This is a genomic window from Synechococcus sp. YX-04-1, assembly GCF_030546365.1.
Taxonomy (GTDB): Bacteria; Cyanobacteriota; Cyanobacteriia; order PCC-6307; family Cyanobiaceae; genus Parasynechococcus.
Window position 1 is genome coordinate 32391 of sequence record NZ_JAUONZ010000009.1, and the last position, 21693, is coordinate 54083.

The window sequence follows — 21693 nt, forward strand, 5'->3', positions numbered from 1 at the left end:
ATGAGGAGCACGGCTTCATCTCTGCTGGCAACCGTGCTGGTCGCAGCTGGCGGAGCTGTCGGTGGCCTACCGGTATCGGCAGGTCCCTGGACCAGCACGATCGGAGAGCCCCTGCGCGACTCCAGCCTCCAGGCCCTTGAACTGACGCAGCATCTGAAGGCGATTGGGGCCAAGTTTTACGGCGCTTGGACCTGCCCGGCCTGCTTCAAGCAGATGAACCTTTTCGGCAAACAGGCAGGAGCGGACGTGACCTACGTGGAGTGCCGCAAGCCGAAGCAGCTGCCGGAGCAAGCCGAAGCCTGCAACGCCGCAGAGATCCGGGCCTACCCCACCTGGGTTCTTCCCGATGGACGCCGAAAAGTTGGAGTTCAGTCTTTGGAAGTCCTGAGCCGCTGGAGTGGCCTGAACTGAGATGGCACTGATTCACGGTCTGCATCAGCGCAACATCCGAGGCGACCTCCTCGGAGGATTAACGGCAGCCGTTGTCGCCCTGCCCCTCGCCCTGGCCTTCGGCAATGCCGCCCTGGGGCCGGGCGGCGCCATCTACGGCCTGTATGGAGCAATCGTCACCGGATTCCTGGCGGCCCTGCTTGGGGGAACTCCCGCTCAGGTGAGCGGACCCACCGGACCGATGAGCGTCACCGTGGCGGGGATCGTCTCGAGCCTGGCCGCCATTGGCATCAGTCGAGATCTCAATGCCGGGGAAATGCTGCCGTTGGTGATGGCCGCTGTGGTTATCGGTGGTTGCTTTGAAGCCCTGCTCGGGGTGCTGCGGCTGGGGCGCTTCATCACCCTGGTGCCCTATTCAGTGGTCTCCGGCTTCATGTCGGGGATCGGTTTCATCATCTTGGTACTGCAACTCGGGCCCTTCATCGGGGTGAGCACCCGGGGCGGCGTAGTCGGGTCCCTGAGTTCGCTGATCGAGGCACCCAGCTGGAACCCAGCAGCGCTCGCCGTTGGATTGATGACACTCGCCGTGGTGTTCTTGACCCCCCTGCGCATCCGTCAGTGGGTGCCAACACCACTGCTGGCGCTGCTGATCGTGACGCCGTTGTCGCTGGTGCTGTTCAACGACAACCGGCTGCTGGAACTGGGCCTTGAACCCATTGCCCGGATCGGTGCAATCCCGGAAGGCGGCTTGCAACTGGTGTTTCCCGATTTCAGCCAACACCTGCCGGAGCTGGTGAAAGCCGGCATGGTTCTCGCCCTGCTCGGGGCCATCGACTCATTGCTCACCTCCCTGGTGGCCGACAACATCACCCAGACCAATCACGACTCCAACCGTGAACTAATCGGCCAAGGCATCGCCAACACCGCGGCCGGGTTTCTCTCCGGTCTTCCCGGTGCCGGAGCCACCATGCGAACGGTGATCAACATCAAATCCGGTGGTCAGACGCCCTGGTCGGGCATGACCCATTCCCTGGTGCTGCTGCTCGTGCTGCTGGGGGCGGGTCCTCTGGCAGCACAGATCCCCACAGCGCTGCTGGCGGGAATCCTGATCAAAGTCGGCCTCGACATCATCGACTGGGGCTTTCTCCTCCGCGCCCATCGCCTGTCAGCGAAAACGGCCGCGCTGATGTACGCGGTGCTTTTGATGACAGTGTTCTGGGACCTGATCTGGGGCGTTCTGGTGGGGATGTTCGTAGCCAACCTGTTGACCGTTGATTCGATCACGCGGTCTCAACTGGAGGGGATGGAGCAGGACAACCCTTCCGATGCCACGGAGGCACGTCACGCCAATCTCTCCCCGGAGGAGGAAGCCCTGATCCTCCGCTGCGGCAAGGCCTTGATGCTGTTCCGTCTGCGCGGCCCTCTGAGTTTTGGCGCCGCCAAGGGGATCAGTGCCCGGATGGGGTTGATCCAGAGCTACAGCGTGCTGATCCTTGACCTCACCGACGTGCCTCGCATCGGGGTCACAGCAACCCTGGCGATTGAACGCATGGTGGAGGAAGCACAATCAGCGGGCCGCACCCTGTTCATCGCCGGTGCAAATCAGGGCCTTGAACAACGGCTGCGGCAATTCGGTGTGGAGGGTGTGCTCCGGCATTCCAGGCTGGATGCCTTGCAGGAGGCCGCTCAGCTGATCTGACTGGCATCCACCCCGCAGGAATGCATCCGCACATCTTCAGGGCGTGCCAACTCCCCTGCCAGCGCCTTCACTTCAGCCCGGGCCAGCACTTCGAGGCGCTCGACGATCAGCTCCCGCGGATAGCGCTGCTCACACAGCACCCAATACAAGCCGAAGTGGCGGGCTTCACTCGCCAGCAGATCGCTGTAAAGCGCCCTCAACTGGGGATCCGGACTGTGCTCGGCCAGAAGAGCCATGCGCTCATGGCTGCGGGCTTCGATCAGACCGGCCACAAGGAAGGAGTCGAGCATTCTTTGCGGCTCACCTTTACGGATCTGCCGGGCGAGATCAGCGCCATAGCCCGGGGAAGGCAGCGGTTCCAAGTAGCGCCCCCGCGCCTTGATCAGAGCAAGAACTTTCTCGAAGTGCTCCAGTTCTTCCCTCGCCAGAGGGCTGAGGGCTTCGCCCAGACCCGGTTCGCAGAGATAGCGAAACATCATTTGCACAGCAGCCCCGGCAGCCTTGCGTTCGCAGTGGGCGTGATCGATCAGCACCTGCATCGGCCGGGCATTGGCCTGCTCCACCCAGCTACAACTGGTGGGCGCAGCCAACCAGCGGATCGAGGCCACCGTTTTCGAAGGAACGGTGAGAGTCATGCGTTCGGCCTGAGGTGGCTGAGCAATCCTTTCAAGGCAAGGCTGTAACTGGCGGGTCCGAAGCCGCAGATCACACCTACAGCGCGCTCAGCCAGAAACGAGTGATGGCGGAACTTTTCCCTGGCATGGGTGTTGCTGAGATGCAATTCCACGTAGGGGATCGCGACGCCAGCCAGTGCATCACGGATGGCGATGGACGTGTGGGTGTAGGCCCCGGCGTTGATCAAGATCCCATCGCATCGGCCCATGGCCTGGTGAATCCGGTCCACGAGGGCACCTTCGAAATTGCTCTGAAAACAGTCCAGCTGCACAGATTCCTGTTCCGCCTCCCGGGTCAGCGCCGCTTCGATGTCGGCCAGAGAGGAATGGCCATAGATCCCCGGCTCACGCTGGCCCAACAGGTTCAGATTCGGACCGTTCAGCAGCAGAATGTGCATGGCTGGGGATCGGTTCAGCTCGGCAGATCGTATCGAGATCATGGAGAAGGACACACCGACTGGTAAGTTCTTGCGGTGTGGTTCGGGTCGGTGCCCGAGTGGTTAATGGGGGCGGACTGTAAATCCGCTGGCTCTGCCTACGTTGGTTCAAATCCAACCCGGCCCATCCTCCACATGCCCTTGTAGCTCAGCGGTAGAGCACTCCCTTGGTAAGGGAGAGGTCTCGAGTTCAAGTCTCGACAAGGGCTTCCTTCCTCCCCTCGGCACCAGGGGAGAGGGGTTTCGACCCCAGAACAGCCGCCGATTGCGGTCCAACACCTTGGCTGTCGACAGTTCCCAGCCTCCAAACACAGGAATATCCCGGCTCGATCTTTAGGGGCACATGGTTTGAGCGACTGCGGTTGATCACGACCCGTAGGCCATCCGCAATGCCCTCAAGCACGTCCGCCCCTTGGGCTGACCAGCGCAGACCATCCCTGCGCAAGACCCTATGGGCACAGCGGAGTTCTGCGAGGGACTGAATGAAAGGGCGCAGATCAGCGGGCCAAGGGACATCCCAGGGATAGGCCTCACGGCAGGCCGGTCCAGGACCGCTGGAGGGGCCCGGTTCAGGGCCACCCGCCAGAGCAGCTTCGGTCCCGTAGTAAATGCAGGGCGCTCCCGGGTGGAGAAAGAGCAGCAGTAGGGCCAACTTCAGGGCCGCCAAGTCGTTGTTGAGGCTGTGAAGTGCCCGGGGCACGTCATGGCTATCGAGCAGGTTCATCTGGGCTCTGTTCACCACCTCCCGATAGGAACCCGTTGTTGTCGTCCAAATGGTCAACAGATCCTGACAATCCAGGGGGTCGAGGGGGTATTCGGAATTGCGGTAGTCCCGCCGCAGCGCCTCACCAGCGGCCCAGCAAATGCTGCTCCAGCCCAGCCGGTAATTCATCACGCCATCGAAGTGGTCCCCCTGCAGCCAGGTGGTTGCATCACCCCACACCTCTCCAACAATCCAGGCCTCCGGGTTGGTGGAGCGGACCATCTGCCGAAACTCCACCCAGAAGTCGGCCGGGACCTCGGCGGGGACGTCGAGACGCCAGCCATCAATCCCCTGTTCGAGCCAGTGACGGCCAACCGCCAGCAGGTGCTCCCGCACCCCTGGATTGGCATGGTTGAACTTAGGCAGATCAGGCAGTGCCCACCAGCCGTCGTAGCCGCAGTCCTCGCCTTCAGCGGGATAGGGCTGGAGGGGCAAGCGGTGCACATGGAACCAATCCCGGTACGGCGAATCCGCACCGTTCTCCACCAGGTGATGAAAGGCCCAAAAGCCGCGGCCACAATGGTTGAACACACCATCCAGAACCACCTTCATGCCGCGCTGATGCACAGCTTCGATGAGCTTCGTTAGGGCTGCGTTGCCCCCCAACAGAGGATCAACCTCGAAGTAGTCGTAGGCGTGATAGCGATGGTTGGCGGCTGAACTGAAGATCGGCGTGAGATAGAGGCAGGTGATGCCCATCGCTTGAAGCCCATCAAGAGCATCGATGACGCCGTAGAGATCCCCGCCCTGGAATCCTTCCTCGCGAGGGTCCGCCCCCCATGGCTTGAGGGCGAGATAGCGCTGCGCATCGACCCGTCCACTCCGCCGGAAACGGTCGGGAAAGATTTGATAGAGCACCGCATCGGCAACCCAAGCGGGTGGGTCTCGAAACGGAGTCATCGCTCTCAAAACCTTTGCAGTCAGCCATCTCCTGGCTAGCAGGAGAGAAAGACATTGGCCATGGCTGAACAGCCTCTTCTTCTGGCCCTCGATCAGGGCACCAGCAGCTCCAGGGCAGCGCTGTTCAGTAGCTCGGGGGATCTCGTGATCAGCGCCAGTGCACCGCTGCCGATTTCCTACCCCGCGGATGGATGGGTGGAACAGGACCCGATGGCGATTTGGACCAGCCAGCGGCATGCCCTGGTGCAGCTCGATTCGCAGCTCAGCGATGGGCAGCGCAAGGCGGTGGTGAGCTGCGGCATCACCAACCAACGGGAGACCACCGTGCTCTGGCGACGCAGCAGCGGCCTCCCCTGCGGACCAGCCCTCGTCTGGCAGGACGGCCGCACCGCCGCCATCTGCGAGGCCTGGAAGCAGCAGGGTCTTGAGCAGGAGTGGCGCCGACGCACGGGCTTGCTGCTCGACCCCTATTTCAGTGCCAGCAAGATCCGCTGGATGCTCGATCACTACGACGACGCCCAATCCGCCGCGGCCAGCGATGACCTCTGTTTCGGAACGGTGGAGAGCTGGCTGCTCTGGCAGCTCACGGGTGGCCAGCGCCACGGCAGCGACATGAGCAATGCCAGCCGAACGCTGTTGATGGATCTGGAGCAGCAGCGCTGGGTGGATGACTTCCGAACCCCGACAGGGCTACCCGCCAACGCTCTGCCGGAGCTACTGCCCTGCCGCGGGGAGTTCGGGCACATTGGATCGGATCTGCCTTTTGCAGGCCTACCGATCCAGGCGATGCTTGGCGACCAACAGGCCGCCACCCTTGGCCAGCTGTGCCTGCAACCCGGGGAAGGAAAGTGCACCTACGGGACGGGGGCCTTTCTGGTGATCAACACCGGCGACGTCATCCGCCGCTCGGATGCGGGGCTGCTCAGCACCCTCGGCTGGACCGATGCCGCCGGAACACCCAGCTTCTGCCTTGAGGGAAGTCTGTTCAACGCCGGCACCGTGATCCAGTGGCTGCGGGATGGGCTGCAGATCATTGATCAAGCCCCCCAGGTCAACGACCTGGCGCGTTCTGTGCCGGATTCGGGAGGTGTGATGCTCGTGCCCGCCTTCACCGGCTGGGGGACACCGCACTGGGATCCCCAGGCTCGCGGTGTTCTGGTGGGCCTCACCCGTGACAGTGGGCGCGGTCACATCGCCCGTGCGGCTCTGGAAGGAATCGCCCTGTCGGTGGCGACGTTGGTGGAGCTTGCCGAGCAGGCCCTCGGCACCAGCCTGGGAGAACTCGCCGTGGATGGTGGCGCCGCTGCCTCCGATCCCCTCTTGCAGGCACAGGCGGATTGCACAGGTCTGACGGTCCGGCGGCCCGCCAGCCTCGAGAGCACCGCCCGGGGCGTAGCACTGTTCGCAGGCCTTCAAGCGGGGGTGATCAGCAACCTGGAACATCTCGCGACCGCGCGGAGTGACGGCGCGGAACGATTTCAGCCACAGATGGACGAATCCCAGCGCAGCCGCTGGCGCGCACGCTGGCAGGACGCCGTGACCAGAAGCCTGGGGTGGCATGGCTGATCACCAGGTGGACCTGCTGGTCATCGGGGCTGGTGCCAGCGGTGCCAGCGTGGCCTATGAGGCAACACGACGGGGGCTGAGCGTGGCCCTGCTCGAGGCCGGAGACATCGGCGGTGGCACCAGTTGCCGCAGCACGAAGCTGCTCCATGGCGGAGTCCGCTACCTGGAGCTGGCCTTCAAGACCCTGGATCTGGCCCAGCTGAGGCTGGTGCGGGAAGCCCTGCTCGAGCGGAGCCACTGGTTGGCCCAGGCGCCGTTCCTGGCCCGACGGCTCGAGCTAGCCCTACCCACGCAACAGCTCTGGGGACAGGCCTACTACCGACTTGGGCTGGGAATGTATGACGCCCTGGCCGGTCAGCGGAGCATCGGCCACAGCCGACTGCTATCCCAGAAGCAAATGCGTCAGGCCCTACCTCTGCTGAAGGAGTGTCAAGGCGGAGTGGCCTACAGCGATGGGCAATTCGACGATGCACGCCTGAACCTTCTGCTGGCTCTCACTGCAGAGCAGCAGGGTGCAACCCTGCGCACCCGTTGCCGGGTGGTGGAGCTGGAAACCGATGGCACAGGCCAGATCAAGGCCGCCATCAGTGAATCCGCCACGGGCCAACGGGAACGTTGGTGCGCCTCGGCGTTTGTGAATGCCACGGGCATTCGCGCTGATGAGATCCGGCAAATGGCGCAGGCTGATGCCCCTCCACGGATGCTCACCAGCCGTGGGGCCCACATCGTTCTGGAGCAGAACCTCTGCCCGGAAAACCTTGGGCTTCTGGTGCCGTCCACTGCGGATGGACGCGTGCTGTTCATGCTCCCCTTCCACGGCCGCACCCTGGTGGGGACGACGGATGAGGCCTGCACCAAGGAGAGTGCCACATCCCCCTCTGAGGAAGAGGAGACCTACCTGCTCAATTACGTGCATGACTGGTTTCCCCAACTCGGGCATCCGAAGGTGAGCAGCCGTTGGGCGGGGGGACGACCGCTGCTGAAGCCCGCGGACCAGGGCATGGACAGCAGCCGTGTGGTGCGGGAGCACGAGGTGGAAACCCTGGCCTGCGGCCTGGTGAGCGTGATGGGGGGCAAGTGGACCACCTGCCGACCGATGGCTGAGGACACCCTGACTGCGGTGGAACGGCAGCTTTCAGCACTCCTGCCGAAGCCGCAAAGCCTGCCGCTGCTTGGGACAGCCGCCAACCCCGACCACACCATCGCCGCACTACAGCAGCAAGCCTTGGCTCTCGAGGGCCTACTGCCCGACACGCCCGAACGAGCCCAACAGATCCTGCATCTGCAGCACAACTTCGGCCTACGCGCCGAGGCGGTGGTGGCTGAGGCCCCGATGGAGGCACGCGAACCACTGAGCAGTGTGATCCCGATTTGCCGCGCTGAGATCCAGCACGCCATCCGCAAGGAGCACGCCAGCTGCGCCGATGATGTGCTGAGCCGTCGTTGCCGGCTCGCGATGGTCGATGCAGCCGAGGCAGAGCGGCTGAGCCCTCTGGTGAACAACGAACTGAAATCGGTGTAAATGCGCGCTAGGCGGCCTAGCTTTCCATCATCAGTGGAGAAATCCTTGCACTGCCTTGTTGTTGAAGATCAGCAAATTTTGTTGGATCTGCTGGCAACCATTGTGGACGCTTTCTCCGAGATCTCGACCGTCTCGAAGGCAACATCGTGCGCTCAAGCGGTGGCGATCAACAAAGACATACCGGTGGATTTAGCCATCCTGGATCTGCATCTTCCAGACGGTGATGGCAGCGAACTGGGACAACATCTTGTCCAAAGCAATCCCTCCATTCAACTCATTATCCTGACAGGAGCACCAGAAGACTTCCAAAGTTCGCGTGAACTGCGCGAATCAATCCATGCCTTGATCGACAAGCGGGATTCATTCGATGCGCTGCATCACAGCTTGAGCAGGATTCTGCAACCAGCACATCAAAGTTTGACACCACGCCAGAGCGAAATCTTCGATCTCATTGGTGCCGGCAAGAGCACCAAAGAGATCGCGCGCATGTTGAATAGCGCCACATCAACGATCGAATCGCACCGGAAGGCCATTGCCCAGGCATTGAAACTCAGCGGTGCTGAATTAATCCGCGAAGCATCTTTAACGCGTCAAATCACCCCACGCCCATGAGCCAGCACTCCACATTGAGCCTGGGGCAACGGTTGGTCCGGTCCACCGGCCTGCAACTCATCCTGGTGGCGGGTTCATTCAGCCTGGTGACTTACACCCTGGGGCGGAACAGCGGGATTCAGCAAAGTGAAGCGCACCGCACAAATCTTTCGATTACCCAAATTCGCGAGCAACTGAGCGGCAAGTTGCGCGTCCCAATGTTTCTCAACGACCTCAACGCATCGGCCATTGATGCCCAGCCCGATCTGTTGAAGAACTTCGACACCCTGGGGCGTCGGTTCTGGCATCAGCTGAAAGCCTTCCCTGTTGATTACATCAATTACGGCGCTCGAGATGGTTCCTTCCTGGGCCTAGAACGCGGCACCGATGATGATGTTTTGCTCTACGAGGACAGCACAAGGCTGGGGCGGGGCCAATTGACGGTGTTCTCCCTCTCACCCCGTGGAAAACGTCTCGAGCCAACCGAGATCATCCCCGGCATGAGTGCCACCCATGAAGAAGCCTGGTACGTCGACACCGTTGATGCTGGACGCCCGACCTGGAGCAGCATCTACGCCTGGGAAGACCAGCCGGACGTTCATTCGGTTTCGTACAACACCCCCCTCTTTGACGGTGATGGCCAATTGCTCGGGGTGATCGGCGTGGACATGGTGATCAACCAACTCAGCACCTGGCTAAGCCAGGCCTGGGGGAAGCGCAGCGGCTTGGCTGTGCTGATCGAAGCCGATGGACGTCTGATCGCCAGCTCAGACCCCAGTATTCCGCTCACAAAGACAGGAGGAAGCAACGAGCGCAGCAGCCTCGGGGAGCTCGATCACCCTCTGGCGGAGATGCTGCACCGGATCCATCAGAAGCCCGGAGATTCCGCACAACCAGCACTCCAGCGCCACAACGAAGAAGCTTTCCTGCTGCAGTCAACGCCATGGGGCGGTGACCACGGACTCAACTGGGTTCTGCTGACCGCCAGCAGTGCCAACGAGGAGGTGACGCAAGCCGGCCGCACCCTGTCCCTGGAAATCGGAGCGGCCGTGCTGGCGCTGGGCTTCACCCTGCTGTTGAACCGCAGCCTGATCAACAGGATTCTTCAGCCATTGAGCGCCCTAAGGCAAGCCAGCCGGTCCACAGAACAGCAAATCAACCTGCTGGGGGATGACCAGCCTCAGACCCTGCAATACCGCTGTGAGCTGGACCAGAAAAGCGGCCAGGAGCTGCTGGACCTGAACGTGGCGGTTCAATCGATGGTGAAAGCCTTCAATCAGCTCACCCGGAACCTCGCCACCAAAGAGCAACAGATCACGCAGATGTTTCAGGAGCAGCGCCTGCGGGATGAACAGGCCCTGACCCAGATGAACCAGCGCCTGAAGGTGAGCCTGGAAGCCGCGGCCATCGCCCACGAAATCAATCAGCCCCTGAGCATCCTGCGCCTCACGGCACAGCGTTTGCAGCATCAGCTTCGGCAGCGTGCCAATGGCGATGATCCCATCGAGCTGCTGGAAGCCCTTCAGATCCTTGACGACCAATCCAGCCGCATCGCACGAACAACCGATCAAATCAAGGCGATCCTCCGCAATGCGAACACCAACCTGACCCGGCTCGACCTGCGTGACGTGCTGAACAGCGTCCAGTTGTATGTGAACTCCAATCTGATCGAGGCCAGCAGCTGGATCAGCGCCGCGCTGCCTTCCGAGCTGAAGGGTCATCAGGGCGCCTGGGTGGATGGCGATGCCGTCCAGCTCCAGATCGCCGTGATCAATCTGGTGAAAAATGCTGTAGATGCCCTGTTGCTTCAACCTTCAGCAACCGAAGCTCCGGAAATCGTGATTCGGCTCGAACGCCAGCAACAGAACTGGGCCATCGTTGTCGACGACAACGGTCCCGGACTGCCTGACGACCACCCCGGTGACGTGCCGCTTTACAGCAGTAAGCCTTCCGGAAGCGGCCTGGGGCTGTTCATCGTGCGCTCTGCGATGGACAGCCACAACGGAGAACTCACTCTGGGCATCAGCCCTAGCGGTGGCACCCGCGCGGTGCTGCTCCTGCCCAGGCAGGGCTAAGCCCCCCCCAGAACTGGGGATTGTCCGGGCCGTCGTTGCAGAGAAAGATCAGAGCGCTCTGGTCAACAGCATGGTTTCGGTCGATCAGCTTTGCTGTCTCGACGGGTTGATCTGGCTTCAGTCAGGCAATGCGGTTGGGGCCCTGACGCTCCAGCACCAAACCACTGTCAGCAGAAATCAGCGAAAATGCGCGAAGGCCTTTGACGTCGACGTGCTCAAGCGAGATGGCCTCTGGCAGATCGAGGGCGACAGCCAACTCCTGCAGTTGGAGCGCGGCGTGCATCAAACGGCGCGACTGAAACTTATGCAGGGTCTGCGTCTTGAGGCGGCCTTCAGCCCTGAAACCGCCCTGCCTCAAGACTTCGCACAGGTCTGGAACGTTGGCAGCTCCCGCATCCGCAAGCCCGATCACTTCGCAACCTTGCTGGAACAACGGGTGATCGAGGCCTGGCTCACCTCTGGGGAGAAGGCCCCGAGCCTCAGTGATGCCATCGTCAGCATCCCGTTGTGGGACGAACCTGAAAGGATGCGTTTGGTGGTGCATCGCGACCTCCACCGGCAGCCCGTCATTAAGGAGCTCGTAACCGGCTTGTTAACTCAGCATCAGCAACAGCCGATTCGGCTCCAGTCGCATTAAGCCTCAGCGTCCACCTCGCCGATCAACCACCAGTTGAATCCATAAGGCGGAAGATTCACAAACCACTCCGCTGCAGCGGGGGGGAATTCACAACCCCACATCACCTCACGGGTGCGCTTGCCAGCCCACTCTGAGAGATCCAAACCGAGCGAGGCTCCAGCAGCAGTGACATTGGCGGCCACAAGCACCGTCATCGCCTCGGTGCAGCGGAGATACACCAGCACTCCGGGGTGGGGGCTGTGGAGCAACCGGAAGCTTCCATGCCGCAGCGCTGGCAGCAGACGGCGGCAGGTGAGCATGCGCCGGTGCCAATTCAGCAGCGACCCCGGCAGCTGCTTCTGCACCTCCACATTCACCACGCGGTAGTCGTAGCCAGGCGCGGTGATCGGTGGCAGCACCAACAGCGGATCGGGGGCAGTGGAGAAGCCACCGTTACGGGCCGGCGTCCAGGCCATCGGCGTGCGGTTGGGATCTCGGTCCCGCAGACCGGGCCAGTCGCCCATGCCCAGTTCATCGCCGTAATACAGACAGGGCATCCCCGGAAGGCTGTAGAGGAGCCCGTGCAGCAACCGGTTGGAGCGTGGATCGCCATTGAGAAGAGGAGCCAGGCGTCGGTTAATGCCCCAGTTCAACCAGTGCCCCTGCCCCTGGGGTAGGCCCACCCGGATGGTCTGAATCACTTCATCGCTGATGAGATGGCCATCCCCCAACCAGAGTTCATCGTGATTACGCAGGGGCAGGGCCCAGCGAGGACCACGCACCGCCTGCTCGGCTTGCATCAGACACTCCCCGAGCTGTTGGGTGCGGCCACTGGCAATAGCCGCGAACAGATGGGCGGTGAGCACGAAGTTGAACGCTCCATGCAATTCGTCATCCGCCAGGTAAGGGGCGGCCTCCTCCACCGGCTGAATCGCCTCTCCCAGCAAGAGCACATCACGACCATGGGAATCCACCCGCTCCCTCAATCGCTTGAGGAAAGAGTGGGTCGCCGGCAACCCCTCGCAGCGGGTGCCCTCTGACTCGAACAGGAACGGAACCGCATCCAGACGGAAGCCGTCGACACCACGATCCAGCCAGAAGTCGACCACCTCCAGCATGGTGTCCTGCACCCAGGGGTTCTCGTAATTGAGATCAGGCTGATGACGCAGGAAACGGTGCAGGTAGTACTGCTCGGCGACCGGATCCCACTCCCAGTTCGACGCCTCAAAGTGCCGGAACAGAACCGGTGCTTCGGCGTAGCGCTTGGGGTCGTCGCTCCAGACGTAAACATCCCGTTCCGAACTGCCCTTAGGAGCCCAGCGGGCCCGCTGGAACCAAGGATGCAGGTCACTGGTGTGGTTAAGCACCAGGTCCAAAATCACGCGCATGCCCTGGCTGTGGGCCGCCGTGAGGAACCGATGGAAGGAGGAGAGATCCCCCAGATCCGGATGAATTCCGGTGAAATCGGTGATGTCGTAGCCCCCGTCCCGCAGGGGAGAGGGATAAATCGGGGTCAACCAGAGGGTGTTGACCCCCAGCCAACGCAGATACGGCAACCGCGCCGCAAGCCCCTTGAAATCACCGGTGCCATCGCCATTCCCATCGGAATAGCTGCGAACGATCAACTGATAGATGACCGTCCCTGACCACCACGGAAGCGCTGGGGTCATCCCCCGGTTGCAGATTCACCACTGCTAGACCCGACTGGCCCAATCGTCAGCCCTGTGGCCCTCACCCAAACGCAACTGAGCCGGATGCAGGAGCTCGTGGGGGCTGGGCTGACCCGTCCCCTGGCCTGGCGCCGAGAGCAATTGCAACGGCTCTCCGCCCTGGTGGAGAAGCACGAATCGGAAGTGCTCGAGGCCCTCGCCGCCGACCTCGGCAAACCACCCACCGAAGCCTTTTTTGAGCTGGTAGCCCTGCGGCAGGAGCTCAAACTCACCGGCCGGCAGCTGGAGCGCTGGATGCGCCCACGCCGCGTGGCTGTCCCCCTCTCACTGCGCCCCGGCCAGGCCAAGGTTGTACCGGAGCCACTGGGGTGCGTTCTGGTGATCGGACCTTGGAACTATCCCTTTCAACTGACGCTGCGGCCCTTGATCAGTGCCCTGGCTGCTGGCAACACCGCCGTGCTCAAGCCCTCGGAGCACGCCAGTGCCATCGCAGATCTGATCGCACGGCTGATCCCTCAGCACTTCGAGCCCGACGTGGTGCAGGTGGTCCAGGGAGATGGATCCGTGGCAGGCTCGCTGGTGGCCATGCCTTTCGACCACATCTTTTTCACCGGTGGCGGCAGCATCGGACGGAAAGTGCTGGAGGGAGCCGCTGCACACCTCACGCCGGTAACCCTGGAGCTGGGTGGCAAAAGTCCGGCCATCGTTCTTGAAGGGGCCGACCTCACGGTGGGGGCCCGTCGCTTGATCTGGGGCAAAGGGATCAATGCGGGGCAGACCTGCATCGCTCCAGACCATCTGCTGGTTCCACTCGCACTGCGTTCACCCCTGCTGAAGGCCATGGAGGAGGCCCGAACCGAAATGTATGGCGCCGATCCCCTCAACTCGAATCAGCTTGGGCAGATCATCAATGAACGCCAGTTCAATCGGCTGGAGCAGCTTCTGGAGACCGCCAGAGCGGACGGCCGCATCCTGATTGGAGGAGAAATCAGCCGGGAGCAGCGGCGCATCGCCCCCACCGTGATCCGCGTGGATGACCGCACTGATCCGCTGATGGCCGAGGAACTGTTCGGCCCCCTCCTGCCGGTGCTGATACTGGACGATCTGACAACAACCCTTCAGGAAATCCGCCAAGGGCCTAAACCGTTGGCGCTTTACCTCTTCGGCGGGGATGAGGCCCAGCAGCAGCAGGTGCTCACCACCACAAGCTCAGGTGGGGTCTGCCTCAACGATGTGGTGATGCAGGCCGGCGTTCCCCAGCTGCCCTTCGGCGGCGTCGGCGCCAGCGGAATGGGCAGTTACCACGGCCAAAGCGGCTTCGACACGTTCAGCCACCACAAGGCGGTGCTGAAGCGCCCGTTCCGGTTTGATTTCAAGCTCCGCTACCCGCCCTACAAGGTGGATCTCAACCTGCTGAAGCGGCTGGCGGGATAAGGCGCACTCATCGCCACCACATCCCTTCTGCAGCAACTGCTCTGGAGGGCTGGCGCTTTACGTCAGGCACCGTATCTTGCGGGGATCTGCCGGAGACAAATGCGCCGTACCGCTCTTGCCGCCCTGCTACTGACGGCTTGGTTCCCGTTGGCAGCCACGGCTGCTTCAGTGACGGTGCGATCCGGCGAGACGCTCTCTGATATCGCTGACCGCTACGGCGTCAGCGTCGGCACCCTGATGCGGATGAATGGGATCCGCAACCCAGACCTTGTCGAAGCTGGAAGCCGCCTGCAAGTGCCAGGCCCCACCGTGAAAGCGGGCTCAGGCCGCCATCGCGTCAACAGCGGTGAGACCCTCAGCAGCATTGCTAGCCAGTACCGGGTCAGCAGTCGGGACCTGATGGCCCTCAACAACCTGCGTAACGCCAACCATGTCGAGGTCGGTCAGACCCTGCGACTCCCCAATAACGCAGTCCTGCCGCGCCCTGCCTTCAAGCCGGTTGCTGTGACCCCTATTCAAGGAGCCACGGAACACACCGTTGCCAAAGGACAGACCCTCACACAGATCGCCAAGGCCTACAAGCTGCCTGTCGCCAGCCTGATCAGCATCAACGAGCTAACCGACCCAAACAAGGTCGAGGTGGGAACGCGTCTGTACCTGACGGATCCCGCCTTCCAGGCACCGATCACCGCCCAACCGCAGCAAGCAAAAACGGAGCCGGTCGCCACCACCAGCTCACCGGTTGTGACGGCGAAGCCAAGGGTTCAAGCCAAGGCCAAGCCCGAACAAATCAAGGTGGTGCAAAGCAAACCCGTTCAGGCCAAAAAACCGATAGCGAAGGCCAAGCCGGTCGAGGCCGCCAAGTCCCAGCAGACCCTGGCCAAATCGGCTGACTGGCGTACCTATGGCCCCCTCCAGGTGGACTGGGGCAACTGGCAAGCCATGGGTGGCAGTCAAGTGGTGCCCACCCTCAATGCCCAGGGACAGGCCCTGTATTTGGCTGTGAACTGTTCCGCCAAGAAGATCAATGCGACCGGTGCCGATGGGAGCTGGAAAACCTGGGAAGCTCCGAAGAACCGCTTCGAAAAAGACCTGGTGAAGGACCGCTGTCAGATCAAGGCCTGACCTAAATCAGGCGGCGTAATCCAGCGGCCAGGGGGAATCCAGGAATCTCCGGCCGCTTTCACGGAGATAAAGCCGCTGAGCACAATCGTTGCTTTCCTGAATCAACTCCTCCTGCACGAGTCGACGGGCCAACCAAGTCCAGCGGTCGTGGCGTCCGGGTTCATGCAGAGCCAGGTGCTCTCCGAGGCGGCGCATCTCCGTACCGTCCTGCTCGGCCAGATGGGCCAGGAGCGTTTCCACCTGGGCTGACCAGTCGCGTCGTTTGGGGGCGTCCTTGCAGCGATCACAGCGACCACAGGGACCCACCAACTCGCCGACCGCCAGCATCAACGCCTGTTCGCGGCACATCTCACCCTCCGCGACAGCCTCCATGCGACGCAGCTGCTGCTGCGCCAGGTCCAATCGGCGGCGGTCCTCAAGGGCGTCACTGCCCCGGGCTGAGGCCTGCATGGCCCAGCCCAGGCTGGTGCGATCACCCGGCGAAAAAAGCACCTGGCAATGGGCCGACTTGCCGTCTCTGCCGGCACGGCCCGACTCCTGCAGATAACCCTCCGGCGTGGCCGGCAGATCGAGGTGAAGCACGAGGCCCACATCGCCTCGGTCAACCCCCATTCCGAAGGCCACCGTCGCCACCAGGACGGGCCGCTCGTGCTCGAGGAACAGCCTCAGGGCCTGCTGACGGGTCTCCGGATCCAAGCCGGCGTGATACGGCGTTGCTGCAACCCCTTGGTCACTGAGACGTTCCGCCCACTGCTCCACCGAACGACGGGTGCGGGCATAGATCAGCGCGGCGCCACGGGACATCTCCAGTGCCTCCAACACCTGCGGCATGGGGTCCCTGGGGCGCCGCTGCATCGTGTAGTGGAGGTTGTCCCGGCGGGCCGAACTCACCTGCACGAGCGGGCGACGCAGATCCAGTAGGCGAATGATGTCGGCCCGCACCCGTGGGGCTGCCGTCGCGCTGAGGGCCAGCATTGGCACTCCCGGGCAGAGGCGGCGGACCTGACCCAGGCGGCGGTAATCGGGGCGGAAGTCATGCCCCCAGGCACTGATGCAGTGGGCCTCATCCACCGCTATGGCCACCAGTCGCCCCTCTGTGGCATGACGTTCCAGCATCAGCCGGATCTGCTCACCCTGCAGTCGTTCCGGCGCGATGTAAAGCAGACGCAGGGTCTCGTCCCGCAGCTGTTCCAAGGCGTGCTGGCGTCGGGCTGGATCCAGTCCGGCATGCAGGCAGGCCGCAGCGATTCCCCGGCGCTGCAGGGCCATCACCTGGTCCTCCATCAGCGCCACCAACGGTGAAATCACCACCACCAGGCCTTCGCGCACCAGGGCCGGTAGCTGATAGCAGAGCGATTTGCCACCACCGGTGGGCAGCACCGCCAACGCGTCCCTGCCGGCCAGCACGGCATCCACCACGGGCCGTTGCCCAGGGCGGAAGCCATCCCAACCGAAGTGGGTCTGCAGTGCACGCTCGAGCGAAGCCAGAACACACCAGATGTGGAGACTTCAGCTTATCGAGCACAAGATCTGGAGTCAGGGCAGCGGCGGAGGATCCAATTGATCGGGGGCCTCCTCCACCAGCTGGAGCCGGACCCGTTTGCCACCGGCGAGCTCTCCCAACGACACCCGCATCGTGGCGCCACTGAGGGTCTGCAAGGCGTTCAACACATCGCGCAGGTAAGGCGTGCTGCTGCCGCTTTCAACCCAAAGCCGCTCCTGAAGCCCCCCCAAGCGCCGCCAGGATGTGTGCAGCTTCAGCACCGCAGACTCAAGGGCCTGGGCCTGGCCCATCGCATCAGCCAGCAGGCCAAGGGCATCCAGGCGCTGGGCTTCCTGCATAGCGCGGTCGAGGTCCAGTTCACCCTGTTGAAAGGCACGCACAGCAACACCCGACTCCGTTGCCTTGGTGATCCAACGCGCTGTGCTGGTGACGTCCTTGATGCGGTCGAGTTCGGGCTCATCGCGGAGCACCTTGCGCAGATCTTCCTGCTGGGGCTCAGGAAGCTTGGCCAATTCCCGCACCAGAGGAGCCACCGCACGGGGTGGCAGAAGGTTTTCCTGGGTGCGCTGACGAATTTCTTCCGGCAGCAATGGACTGGTGGCCGCCGTGAATTCATCGGTGAGACGGCGCACCTGCTTGCGGGTGATTTCCTGCCCCTCGTTAGCAGCCTCAGAAATCATCAGCTGCACTTCGGGAACCGCCTGGGCGGTTTCCATGAAGGCCCGCTTGGAGAACTGATTCACACTGCTCTCCTCCAGGGTGCCATCGCTGAGCATGCTGTCGGCGGATTCCGCCAGTTGAATCAAGCCATAGGCGCGGGTCTTGCTGATTTCCTGCTCCCGCAGCCACTGCAAAAATCCGGCACCTCGTCCTTCACCACCACGCTTTTCCTTGTCCCGCACAGCGCGGAGGATGCGACCACGCCAGATCTCCGTCTGGAGGTCAAAGCGGTCGCAGACGGCCCAAGCCTGTTCCAGGCGAGCCAGAAATTCCATCGTGCTGATGTCGTCTTGCTCTGGATCCGGCAAGTCCAGTTGCAGCAGCGACGGATCGGGATCAAGGGCGATGGAACTGGTCAAAAGGACGCCAACTATCAAGGGACGACATTCTGTGACGCAGCGGCCATCACCATCCATCTCACGAGATACGCTCCAGTTGCATCTCCTTATGCCCAGCGATGGCGATCACCCGCGGCGCCAAGGTGCGCATCAAGCGTCCAGAGTCCTACTGGTTCAACGAAGTTGGCACCGTTGCCTCCATCGACACCTCGGGAATCCGCTACCCCGTTGTCGTTCGCTTCGAGAAAGTCAATTACAGCGGCCTGCAGGGCGTTGACGGTGGCATCAACACCAACAATTTCGCTGAAGCGGAACTCGAGCCGGCCTGAGGCCGTTGCCTGAACTCCCTGAAGTCGAGACGGTCCGTCGGGGACTGGCAGACCGTCTTGTCGACTTCAAAATTGCGCAGGTTGAGGTCTGCCGACCGAGAGCCATAGCCAGCCCAGGAGGCCCTGACTCCTTTGTCCACGGTCTCTGTGGCGAAACGGTGGGCGAGTGGCAACGCAGGGGCAAATACCTCATGGCAGCACTGAATCCCCATGGCGGTGTCTGGGGCGTTCATCTGCGGATGACTGGCCAATTCCAATGGCATGGGCAGCCTTCAGAACCGTGCAAGCACACCCGTGTTCGCATCTGGAACACCAAAGAGGAGGAACTGCGCTTTGTGGATGTTCGCAGCTTCGGGGAAATGTGGTGGGTTCCCCCTGGGCAGGCAGTTCAGGCAGTGATCAGTGGTTTAACGCGACTCGGCCCTGAACCCTTCAGCCCAGACTTCTCCGCCGCTTATCTGAAGCAGAAGCTCAAGGGCAGCAGCCGACCAATCAAAACAGCTCTGTTGGACCAAGCCTTGGTGGCCGGAGCGGGCAACATCTACGCAGATGAATGTCTGTTCGCGTCAGGCATCGTCCCCTTCACGCCGGCGGGTCAGCTGAAACTCGAACAACTGGGAAGGCTGCGCGATGCCTTGGTCAATGTTTTGACCATCAGCATTGGAGCCGGTGGAACAACCTTCAGTGATTTCCGGGATCTTGAGGGGGTGAATGGCAACTACGGCGGCCAGGCCTGGGTTTACCGGCGTGGAGGAGAACCCTGCCGCAGCTGTGGCACGCCAATTCGACGGGAGAAGCTGTCCGGCCGAAGCACCCACTGGTGCCCGACCTGTCAAAGCTGATTGGGCAACGGAAGCGCAGAGAGAACCTCGCAATAGGGAGGACGAAGCACACCGAACTCGGTGATGAAACCCGTCACCAGATGAGCCGGGGTGATGTCGAAAGCAGGATTCCAGGCCTGGGCTCCAGGAGCAGCGACTGAAACACAGCGAACGTGAGTGATCTCTTCTGCATCGCGTTCCTCGATGGTGATGGCATCCCCGTCGGGAGTGGCCAAATCAATGCTGCTTCCGGGGGCGCACACGTAAAAGGGGATGCCATGGGCTCGGGCTACGAGCGCCAGGTTGTAAGTACCGATCTTGTTAGCGACATCCCCATTGGCAGCGACACGGTCACAGCCCACCATCACGGCGTCCACCTCACCCCGGCGCATCAGCAATCCACTGGCTCCATCGACAATCACGGTGCAGGGCACCCCGAGACAGCCCAACTCCCAGGCAGACAGAGCAGCCCCTTGCAAGCGGGGACGCGTTTCATCCAGCCAGGCATGGCGAAGAAGGCCACGGGTATGGGCGGCTGCGATCACACCGAGGGCGGTTCCAACACCTCCCGTCGCGATCGCACCCGTGTGGCAATGGTGCAAAACCTGGCAGCCCTGAGCCAACAAGGAAACGCCGTGATCCACAAGCCGCTGGGTCAGCAGACGATCCTCGTTATGGAGCGCAGTGGCAACACCAGCGAGTGCGTCAACATCAACCGAACCTGAAGAAGCAAGGGCCGCCTGCATCCGGTTGAGGGCCCAGCAGAGGTTGACGGCGGTTGGGCGTGATGCACGCAGGCCTTGGATGGCGGAAGGAAGGTCTTCACCGGAACGTGCAGCCAGCACAACCCCCCAGGCGGCCGCGATGCCAATGGCGGGGGCACCACGTACAGCCATGGATGTAATCGCCTCAGCAACGTCTTGCCATCCGTGCAATCGCATGAAGGCAACTGCATCGGGGAGTTGTCGCTGGTCCAGCAACTCCAAGCAATCACCGGTCCAGCAACAACTGGGGGGAAGCGTCAATGCAGAAGGGCCGCTGAGTCCTGTATAGAAGACGGAGGGATGAGCGGAATGTGACCGCAAGCCAAACCCAGCGCGATCGCTTGAGCGAAGTGATGCAGGACATCCACCGACGCGGCTGGTGCGATGGCACCGGAGGGAACTTCAGCGTGGTGGTGCAGCATCAGCCCCTGCAGTTGCTCATGGCACCCAGCGGTGTGGACAAGGGGCAGGTGCCTCCTGGTGAATTGATTGTGGTGGATGAGCGCGGCGAGGTTTTAACTGGCGAAGGAAAAGCCAGTGCCGAAACAGCGCTGCATCTCCGCATTGTTGAAGCGACCCAAGCGGGAGCTGTGCTGCACACCCATTCCATCCCCGGGACGGTGTTGTCCCGCCACTACGAAAACAAAGAAGGGGTTGTGTTGGAGGGCTGGGAAATGCAGAAAGGCCTGGTTGGCATCACGACGCACGCAAGCTGCATCAACATCCCTGTCATCAGTAACAGTCAGTCGATGCAAGAGCTAGGCGATGCCGTCGGCCCATGCTTGAAAACGGCGCCATGCGGGTTTCTTGTGGCCGGGCACGGCCTTTACGCATGGGGGGCTGACCTTGATGCGAGCAAACGACACCTGGAAATCCTCGAGTTCCTCTTGAAGGTGAAATTGACCCAAATGCAGATCGGACATCAATCATGAATCAACAACATCTTCTGCTCGACATTGAGGGAACGACATGCCCAGTAAGTTTTGTCAGCGACATTTTGTTCCCCTTCGCAAAGCGAGAACTGACCAGCTACATCAAAAAGCACTGGAACAAGAGCACTGAAAACAAAGCAATCCAAGAAGCTACAGCCGAGTGGAAAAATGATCAGTCCCCCGAAAGCTCGCGCCTAAAAAAGCAGATTGACGAACAGCAAATCAATGAGAGTGATGGGCTAATCCAATATCTCAAGCACTTGATCAGCATCGACAAAAAGTCGACAGCGCTCAAAAATATTCAAGGCAAAATCTGGGAATACGGCTACATAAACGGAGAACTCAAATCTCAACTATTTCCAGAAACGGCGGAATGCCTGCGTCAATGGCATGAGCAAGGATGGGCACTTTCGGTGTATTCATCGGGCAGCATTCAGGCACAACAACTGTTATACAGGCACAGTCCTGCAGGCAACCTTGAAAACCTTTTCAGCCACTGGTTTGACACCCGCACTGGACCCAAAAAATCCACCGAGAGCTACACAACAATCGCAAAGCATCTGCACACTTCCCCAAACAACGTTTGGTTCGTGAGTGACAACGGAGCGGAATGCGACGCCGCTCGTTCGGCAGGAATGCAGACCCTCTTCAGCCTTCGCGACGGCAACCCAGACCGCAACCCAAGGGATCACATGGTGATTGAATCGCTGCGTGAAGCAAGCACTTATCTCGCCGCAGAACAATAGACAACAAAAAAGCCACCTCAAGATGAGGTGGCTTCTTCGCAGGTGGTGATGGTGACTGCTTCAGCAATCAGCGCATC

At 61.6% G+C, this 21693-nt stretch carries 21 protein-coding genes and 2 tRNA genes; 15 read left to right on the forward strand and 8 right to left on the reverse strand.

What is annotated here, in order from left to right; translation table 11 throughout:
* The gene (locus Q3Y53_RS12595) at positions 1-411 is read left to right on the forward strand and encodes a vitamin K epoxide reductase (protein ID WP_226426130.1); all 411 of its coding nucleotides are present in this window, start codon (positions 1-3) and stop codon (positions 409-411) included.
* A gap of 1 nt (position 412) precedes the next feature.
* Positions 413-2089 carry a SulP family inorganic anion transporter gene (locus tag Q3Y53_RS12600; RefSeq protein ID WP_303536650.1) on the forward strand — a complete coding sequence of 559 codons (1677 nt, stop codon included), beginning with the start codon at positions 413-415 and terminating at the stop codon, positions 2087-2089.
* On the opposite strand, the gene Q3Y53_RS12605 is transcribed toward Q3Y53_RS12600, so the two are convergent.
* Together Q3Y53_RS12605 and aroQ are read right to left on the reverse strand one after the other, a co-directional pair.
* Positions 2077-2724: a tRNA-(ms[2]io[6]A)-hydroxylase gene (locus Q3Y53_RS12605; RefSeq protein ID WP_226426128.1), complete on the reverse strand. Its 648-nt coding sequence runs from the start codon at positions 2722-2724 to the stop codon at positions 2077-2079. The genes Q3Y53_RS12600 and Q3Y53_RS12605 overlap by 13 nt on opposite strands.
* Positions 2721-3161, reverse strand: coding sequence for a type II 3-dehydroquinate dehydratase (gene aroQ / locus Q3Y53_RS12610; protein WP_303536654.1), 441 nt, complete (start codon positions 3159-3161; stop codon positions 2721-2723). The genes Q3Y53_RS12605 and aroQ overlap by 4 nt, the downstream gene beginning before the upstream one ends.
* A gap of 84 nt (positions 3162-3245) precedes the next feature.
* Between aroQ and Q3Y53_RS12615 the strand changes: the two genes are divergently transcribed.
* Together Q3Y53_RS12615 and Q3Y53_RS12620 are read left to right on the forward strand one after the other, a co-directional pair.
* A tRNA-Tyr gene (locus tag Q3Y53_RS12615) sits at positions 3246-3327 on the forward strand.
* A gap of 10 nt (positions 3328-3337) precedes the next feature.
* Positions 3338-3409: transfer RNA gene (locus tag Q3Y53_RS12620), tRNA-Thr, on the forward strand.
* Here Q3Y53_RS12620 and Q3Y53_RS12625 read toward each other — a convergent pair.
* Positions 3391-4863, reverse strand: a complete 1473-nt coding sequence (locus Q3Y53_RS12625) for a glycoside hydrolase family 13 protein (RefSeq protein WP_303536657.1) — start codon at positions 4861-4863, stop codon at positions 3391-3393. The genes Q3Y53_RS12620 and Q3Y53_RS12625 overlap by 19 nt on opposite strands.
* A gap of 60 nt (positions 4864-4923) precedes the next feature.
* Between Q3Y53_RS12625 and glpK the strand changes: the two genes are divergently transcribed.
* Genes glpK through Q3Y53_RS12645 form a run of 4 tightly spaced genes read left to right on the forward strand, consistent with a single transcriptional unit; the run spans position 4924 to position 10617 of the window.
* Positions 4924-6429, forward strand: a complete 1506-nt coding sequence (gene glpK, locus Q3Y53_RS12630) for a glycerol kinase GlpK (protein ID WP_303536660.1) — start codon at positions 4924-4926, stop codon at positions 6427-6429.
* Positions 6422-7951 (forward strand): glycerol-3-phosphate dehydrogenase/oxidase, encoded by a 1530-nt coding sequence (locus Q3Y53_RS12635; RefSeq protein WP_303536663.1) that lies wholly within the window; start codon positions 6422-6424, stop codon positions 7949-7951. Before glpK ends, Q3Y53_RS12635 begins: the two co-directional genes overlap by 8 nt.
* 45 nt (positions 7952-7996) lie before the next feature.
* Positions 7997-8563 carry a response regulator transcription factor gene (locus tag Q3Y53_RS12640; protein WP_303536666.1) on the forward strand — a complete coding sequence of 189 codons (567 nt, stop codon included), beginning with the start codon at positions 7997-7999 and terminating at the stop codon, positions 8561-8563.
* Entirely contained in the window at positions 8560-10617 is a 2058-nt protein-coding gene (locus Q3Y53_RS12645) for an ATP-binding protein (protein WP_303536670.1), read from the forward strand. The genes Q3Y53_RS12640 and Q3Y53_RS12645 overlap by 4 nt, the downstream gene beginning before the upstream one ends.
* 121 nt (positions 10618-10738) lie before the next feature.
* Here the strand turns inward: Q3Y53_RS12645 and Q3Y53_RS12650 are convergent, their stop codons facing one another.
* Positions 10739-10900: a hypothetical protein gene (locus Q3Y53_RS12650; protein ID WP_303536673.1), complete on the reverse strand. Its 162-nt coding sequence runs from the start codon at positions 10898-10900 to the stop codon at positions 10739-10741.
* Positions 10901-10921: 21 nt separating this feature from the next.
* Here Q3Y53_RS12650 and Q3Y53_RS12655 point away from each other — a divergent pair, with 21 nt between their 5' ends.
* Positions 10922-11254 (forward strand): hypothetical protein, encoded by a 333-nt coding sequence (locus Q3Y53_RS12655; RefSeq protein WP_303536676.1) that lies wholly within the window; start codon positions 10922-10924, stop codon positions 11252-11254.
* Here the strand turns inward: Q3Y53_RS12655 and Q3Y53_RS12660 are convergent.
* Positions 11251-12903, reverse strand: a complete 1653-nt coding sequence (locus tag Q3Y53_RS12660; protein WP_303536679.1) for an alpha-amylase family protein — start codon at positions 12901-12903, stop codon at positions 11251-11253. The two genes, Q3Y53_RS12655 and Q3Y53_RS12660, sit on opposite strands and share 4 nt — an antisense overlap.
* A 54-nt stretch (positions 12904-12957) precedes the next feature.
* On the opposite strand from Q3Y53_RS12660, the gene Q3Y53_RS12665 reads away from it, so the two are divergent.
* On the forward strand, positions 12958-14337 hold the full coding sequence (locus Q3Y53_RS12665) for an aldehyde dehydrogenase family protein (RefSeq protein ID WP_303536682.1): 1380 nt from the start codon (positions 12958-12960) through the stop codon (positions 14335-14337).
* 99 nt (positions 14338-14436) lie between these two features.
* Complete coding sequence (locus Q3Y53_RS12670; RefSeq protein ID WP_303536685.1) at positions 14437-15462, forward strand: LysM peptidoglycan-binding domain-containing protein; 1026 nt, start codon at positions 14437-14439, stop codon at positions 15460-15462.
* Between the two features lie 6 nt (positions 15463-15468).
* Here Q3Y53_RS12670 and Q3Y53_RS12675 read toward each other — a convergent pair whose 3' ends face one another.
* Together Q3Y53_RS12675 and Q3Y53_RS12680 are read right to left on the reverse strand one after the other, a co-directional pair.
* Positions 15469-16929: an ATP-dependent DNA helicase RecQ gene (locus Q3Y53_RS12675; RefSeq protein WP_303536701.1), complete on the reverse strand. Its 1461-nt coding sequence runs from the start codon at positions 16927-16929 to the stop codon at positions 15469-15471.
* Between the two features lie 69 nt (positions 16930-16998).
* Positions 16999-18102 carry a hypothetical protein gene (locus tag Q3Y53_RS12680; RefSeq protein WP_303536688.1) on the reverse strand — a complete coding sequence of 368 codons (1104 nt, stop codon included), beginning with the start codon at positions 18100-18102 and terminating at the stop codon, positions 16999-17001.
* 41 nt (positions 18103-18143) lie between these two features.
* On the opposite strand from Q3Y53_RS12680, the gene Q3Y53_RS12685 reads away from it, so the two are divergent.
* Positions 18144-18353: a photosystem I reaction center subunit IV gene (locus tag Q3Y53_RS12685; RefSeq protein WP_006851563.1), complete on the forward strand. Its 210-nt coding sequence runs from the start codon at positions 18144-18146 to the stop codon at positions 18351-18353.
* Positions 18354-18358: 5 nt separating this feature from the next.
* Positions 18359-19195: a DNA-formamidopyrimidine glycosylase gene (locus Q3Y53_RS12690; protein WP_303536692.1), complete on the forward strand. Its 837-nt coding sequence runs from the start codon at positions 18359-18361 to the stop codon at positions 19193-19195.
* Here the strand turns inward: Q3Y53_RS12690 and mtnA are convergent.
* The gene (mtnA, locus tag Q3Y53_RS12695) at positions 19186-20199 is read right to left on the reverse strand and encodes an S-methyl-5-thioribose-1-phosphate isomerase (protein WP_303536695.1); all 1014 of its coding nucleotides are present in this window, start codon (positions 20197-20199) and stop codon (positions 19186-19188) included. The genes Q3Y53_RS12690 and mtnA overlap by 10 nt on opposite strands.
* A 50-nt stretch (positions 20200-20249) precedes the next feature.
* Here mtnA and mtnB point away from each other — a divergent pair, with 50 nt between their 5' ends.
* Both mtnB and mtnC read left to right on the forward strand, forming a co-directional pair.
* Complete coding sequence (gene mtnB, locus Q3Y53_RS12700; protein WP_303536698.1) at positions 20250-20870, forward strand: methylthioribulose 1-phosphate dehydratase; 621 nt, start codon at positions 20250-20252, stop codon at positions 20868-20870.
* Positions 20867-21616, forward strand: a complete 750-nt coding sequence (mtnC, locus tag Q3Y53_RS12705) for an acireductone synthase (protein WP_303536699.1) — start codon at positions 20867-20869, stop codon at positions 21614-21616. The genes mtnB and mtnC overlap by 4 nt, the downstream gene beginning before the upstream one ends.
* Positions 21617-21693: the final 77 nt, after the last annotated feature.

Coding starts and splice junctions, on each gene's coding strand:
- glpK (WP_303536660.1), top strand. CDS start 4,924: ATGGCTGAACAGCCTCTTCTTCTGGCCCTCGATCAGGGCACCAGCAGC.
- Q3Y53_RS12605 (WP_226426128.1), bottom strand. CDS start 2,724: ATGACTCTCACCGTTCCTTCGAAAACGGTGGCCTCGATCCGCTGGTTG.
- Q3Y53_RS12625 (WP_303536657.1), bottom strand. CDS start 4,863: ATGACTCCGTTTCGAGACCCACCCGCTTGGGTTGCCGATGCGGTGCTC.
- Q3Y53_RS12650 (WP_303536673.1), bottom strand. CDS start 10,900: ATGCACGCCGCGCTCCAACTGCAGGAGTTGGCTGTCGCCCTCGATCTG.
- mtnC (WP_303536699.1), top strand. CDS start 20,867: ATGAATCAACAACATCTTCTGCTCGACATTGAGGGAACGACATGCCCA.
- Q3Y53_RS12595 (WP_226426130.1), top strand. CDS start 1: ATGAGGAGCACGGCTTCATCTCTGCTGGCAACCGTGCTGGTCGCAGCT.
- Q3Y53_RS12635 (WP_303536663.1), top strand. CDS start 6,422: ATGGCTGATCACCAGGTGGACCTGCTGGTCATCGGGGCTGGTGCCAGC.
- Q3Y53_RS12680 (WP_303536688.1), bottom strand. CDS start 18,102: ATGGATGGTGATGGCCGCTGCGTCACAGAATGTCGTCCCTTGATAGTT.
- Q3Y53_RS12660 (WP_303536679.1), bottom strand. CDS start 12,903: ATGACCCCAGCGCTTCCGTGGTGGTCAGGGACGGTCATCTATCAGTTG.
- Q3Y53_RS12600 (WP_303536650.1), top strand. CDS start 413: ATGGCACTGATTCACGGTCTGCATCAGCGCAACATCCGAGGCGACCTC.
- Q3Y53_RS12685 (WP_006851563.1), top strand. CDS start 18,144: ATGGCGATCACCCGCGGCGCCAAGGTGCGCATCAAGCGTCCAGAGTCC.
- Q3Y53_RS12670 (WP_303536685.1), top strand. CDS start 14,437: ATGCGCCGTACCGCTCTTGCCGCCCTGCTACTGACGGCTTGGTTCCCG.
- Q3Y53_RS12655 (WP_303536676.1), top strand. CDS start 10,922: ATGCAGGGTCTGCGTCTTGAGGCGGCCTTCAGCCCTGAAACCGCCCTG.
- Q3Y53_RS12645 (WP_303536670.1), top strand. CDS start 8,560: ATGAGCCAGCACTCCACATTGAGCCTGGGGCAACGGTTGGTCCGGTCC.
- aroQ (WP_303536654.1), bottom strand. CDS start 3,161: ATGCACATTCTGCTGCTGAACGGTCCGAATCTGAACCTGTTGGGCCAG.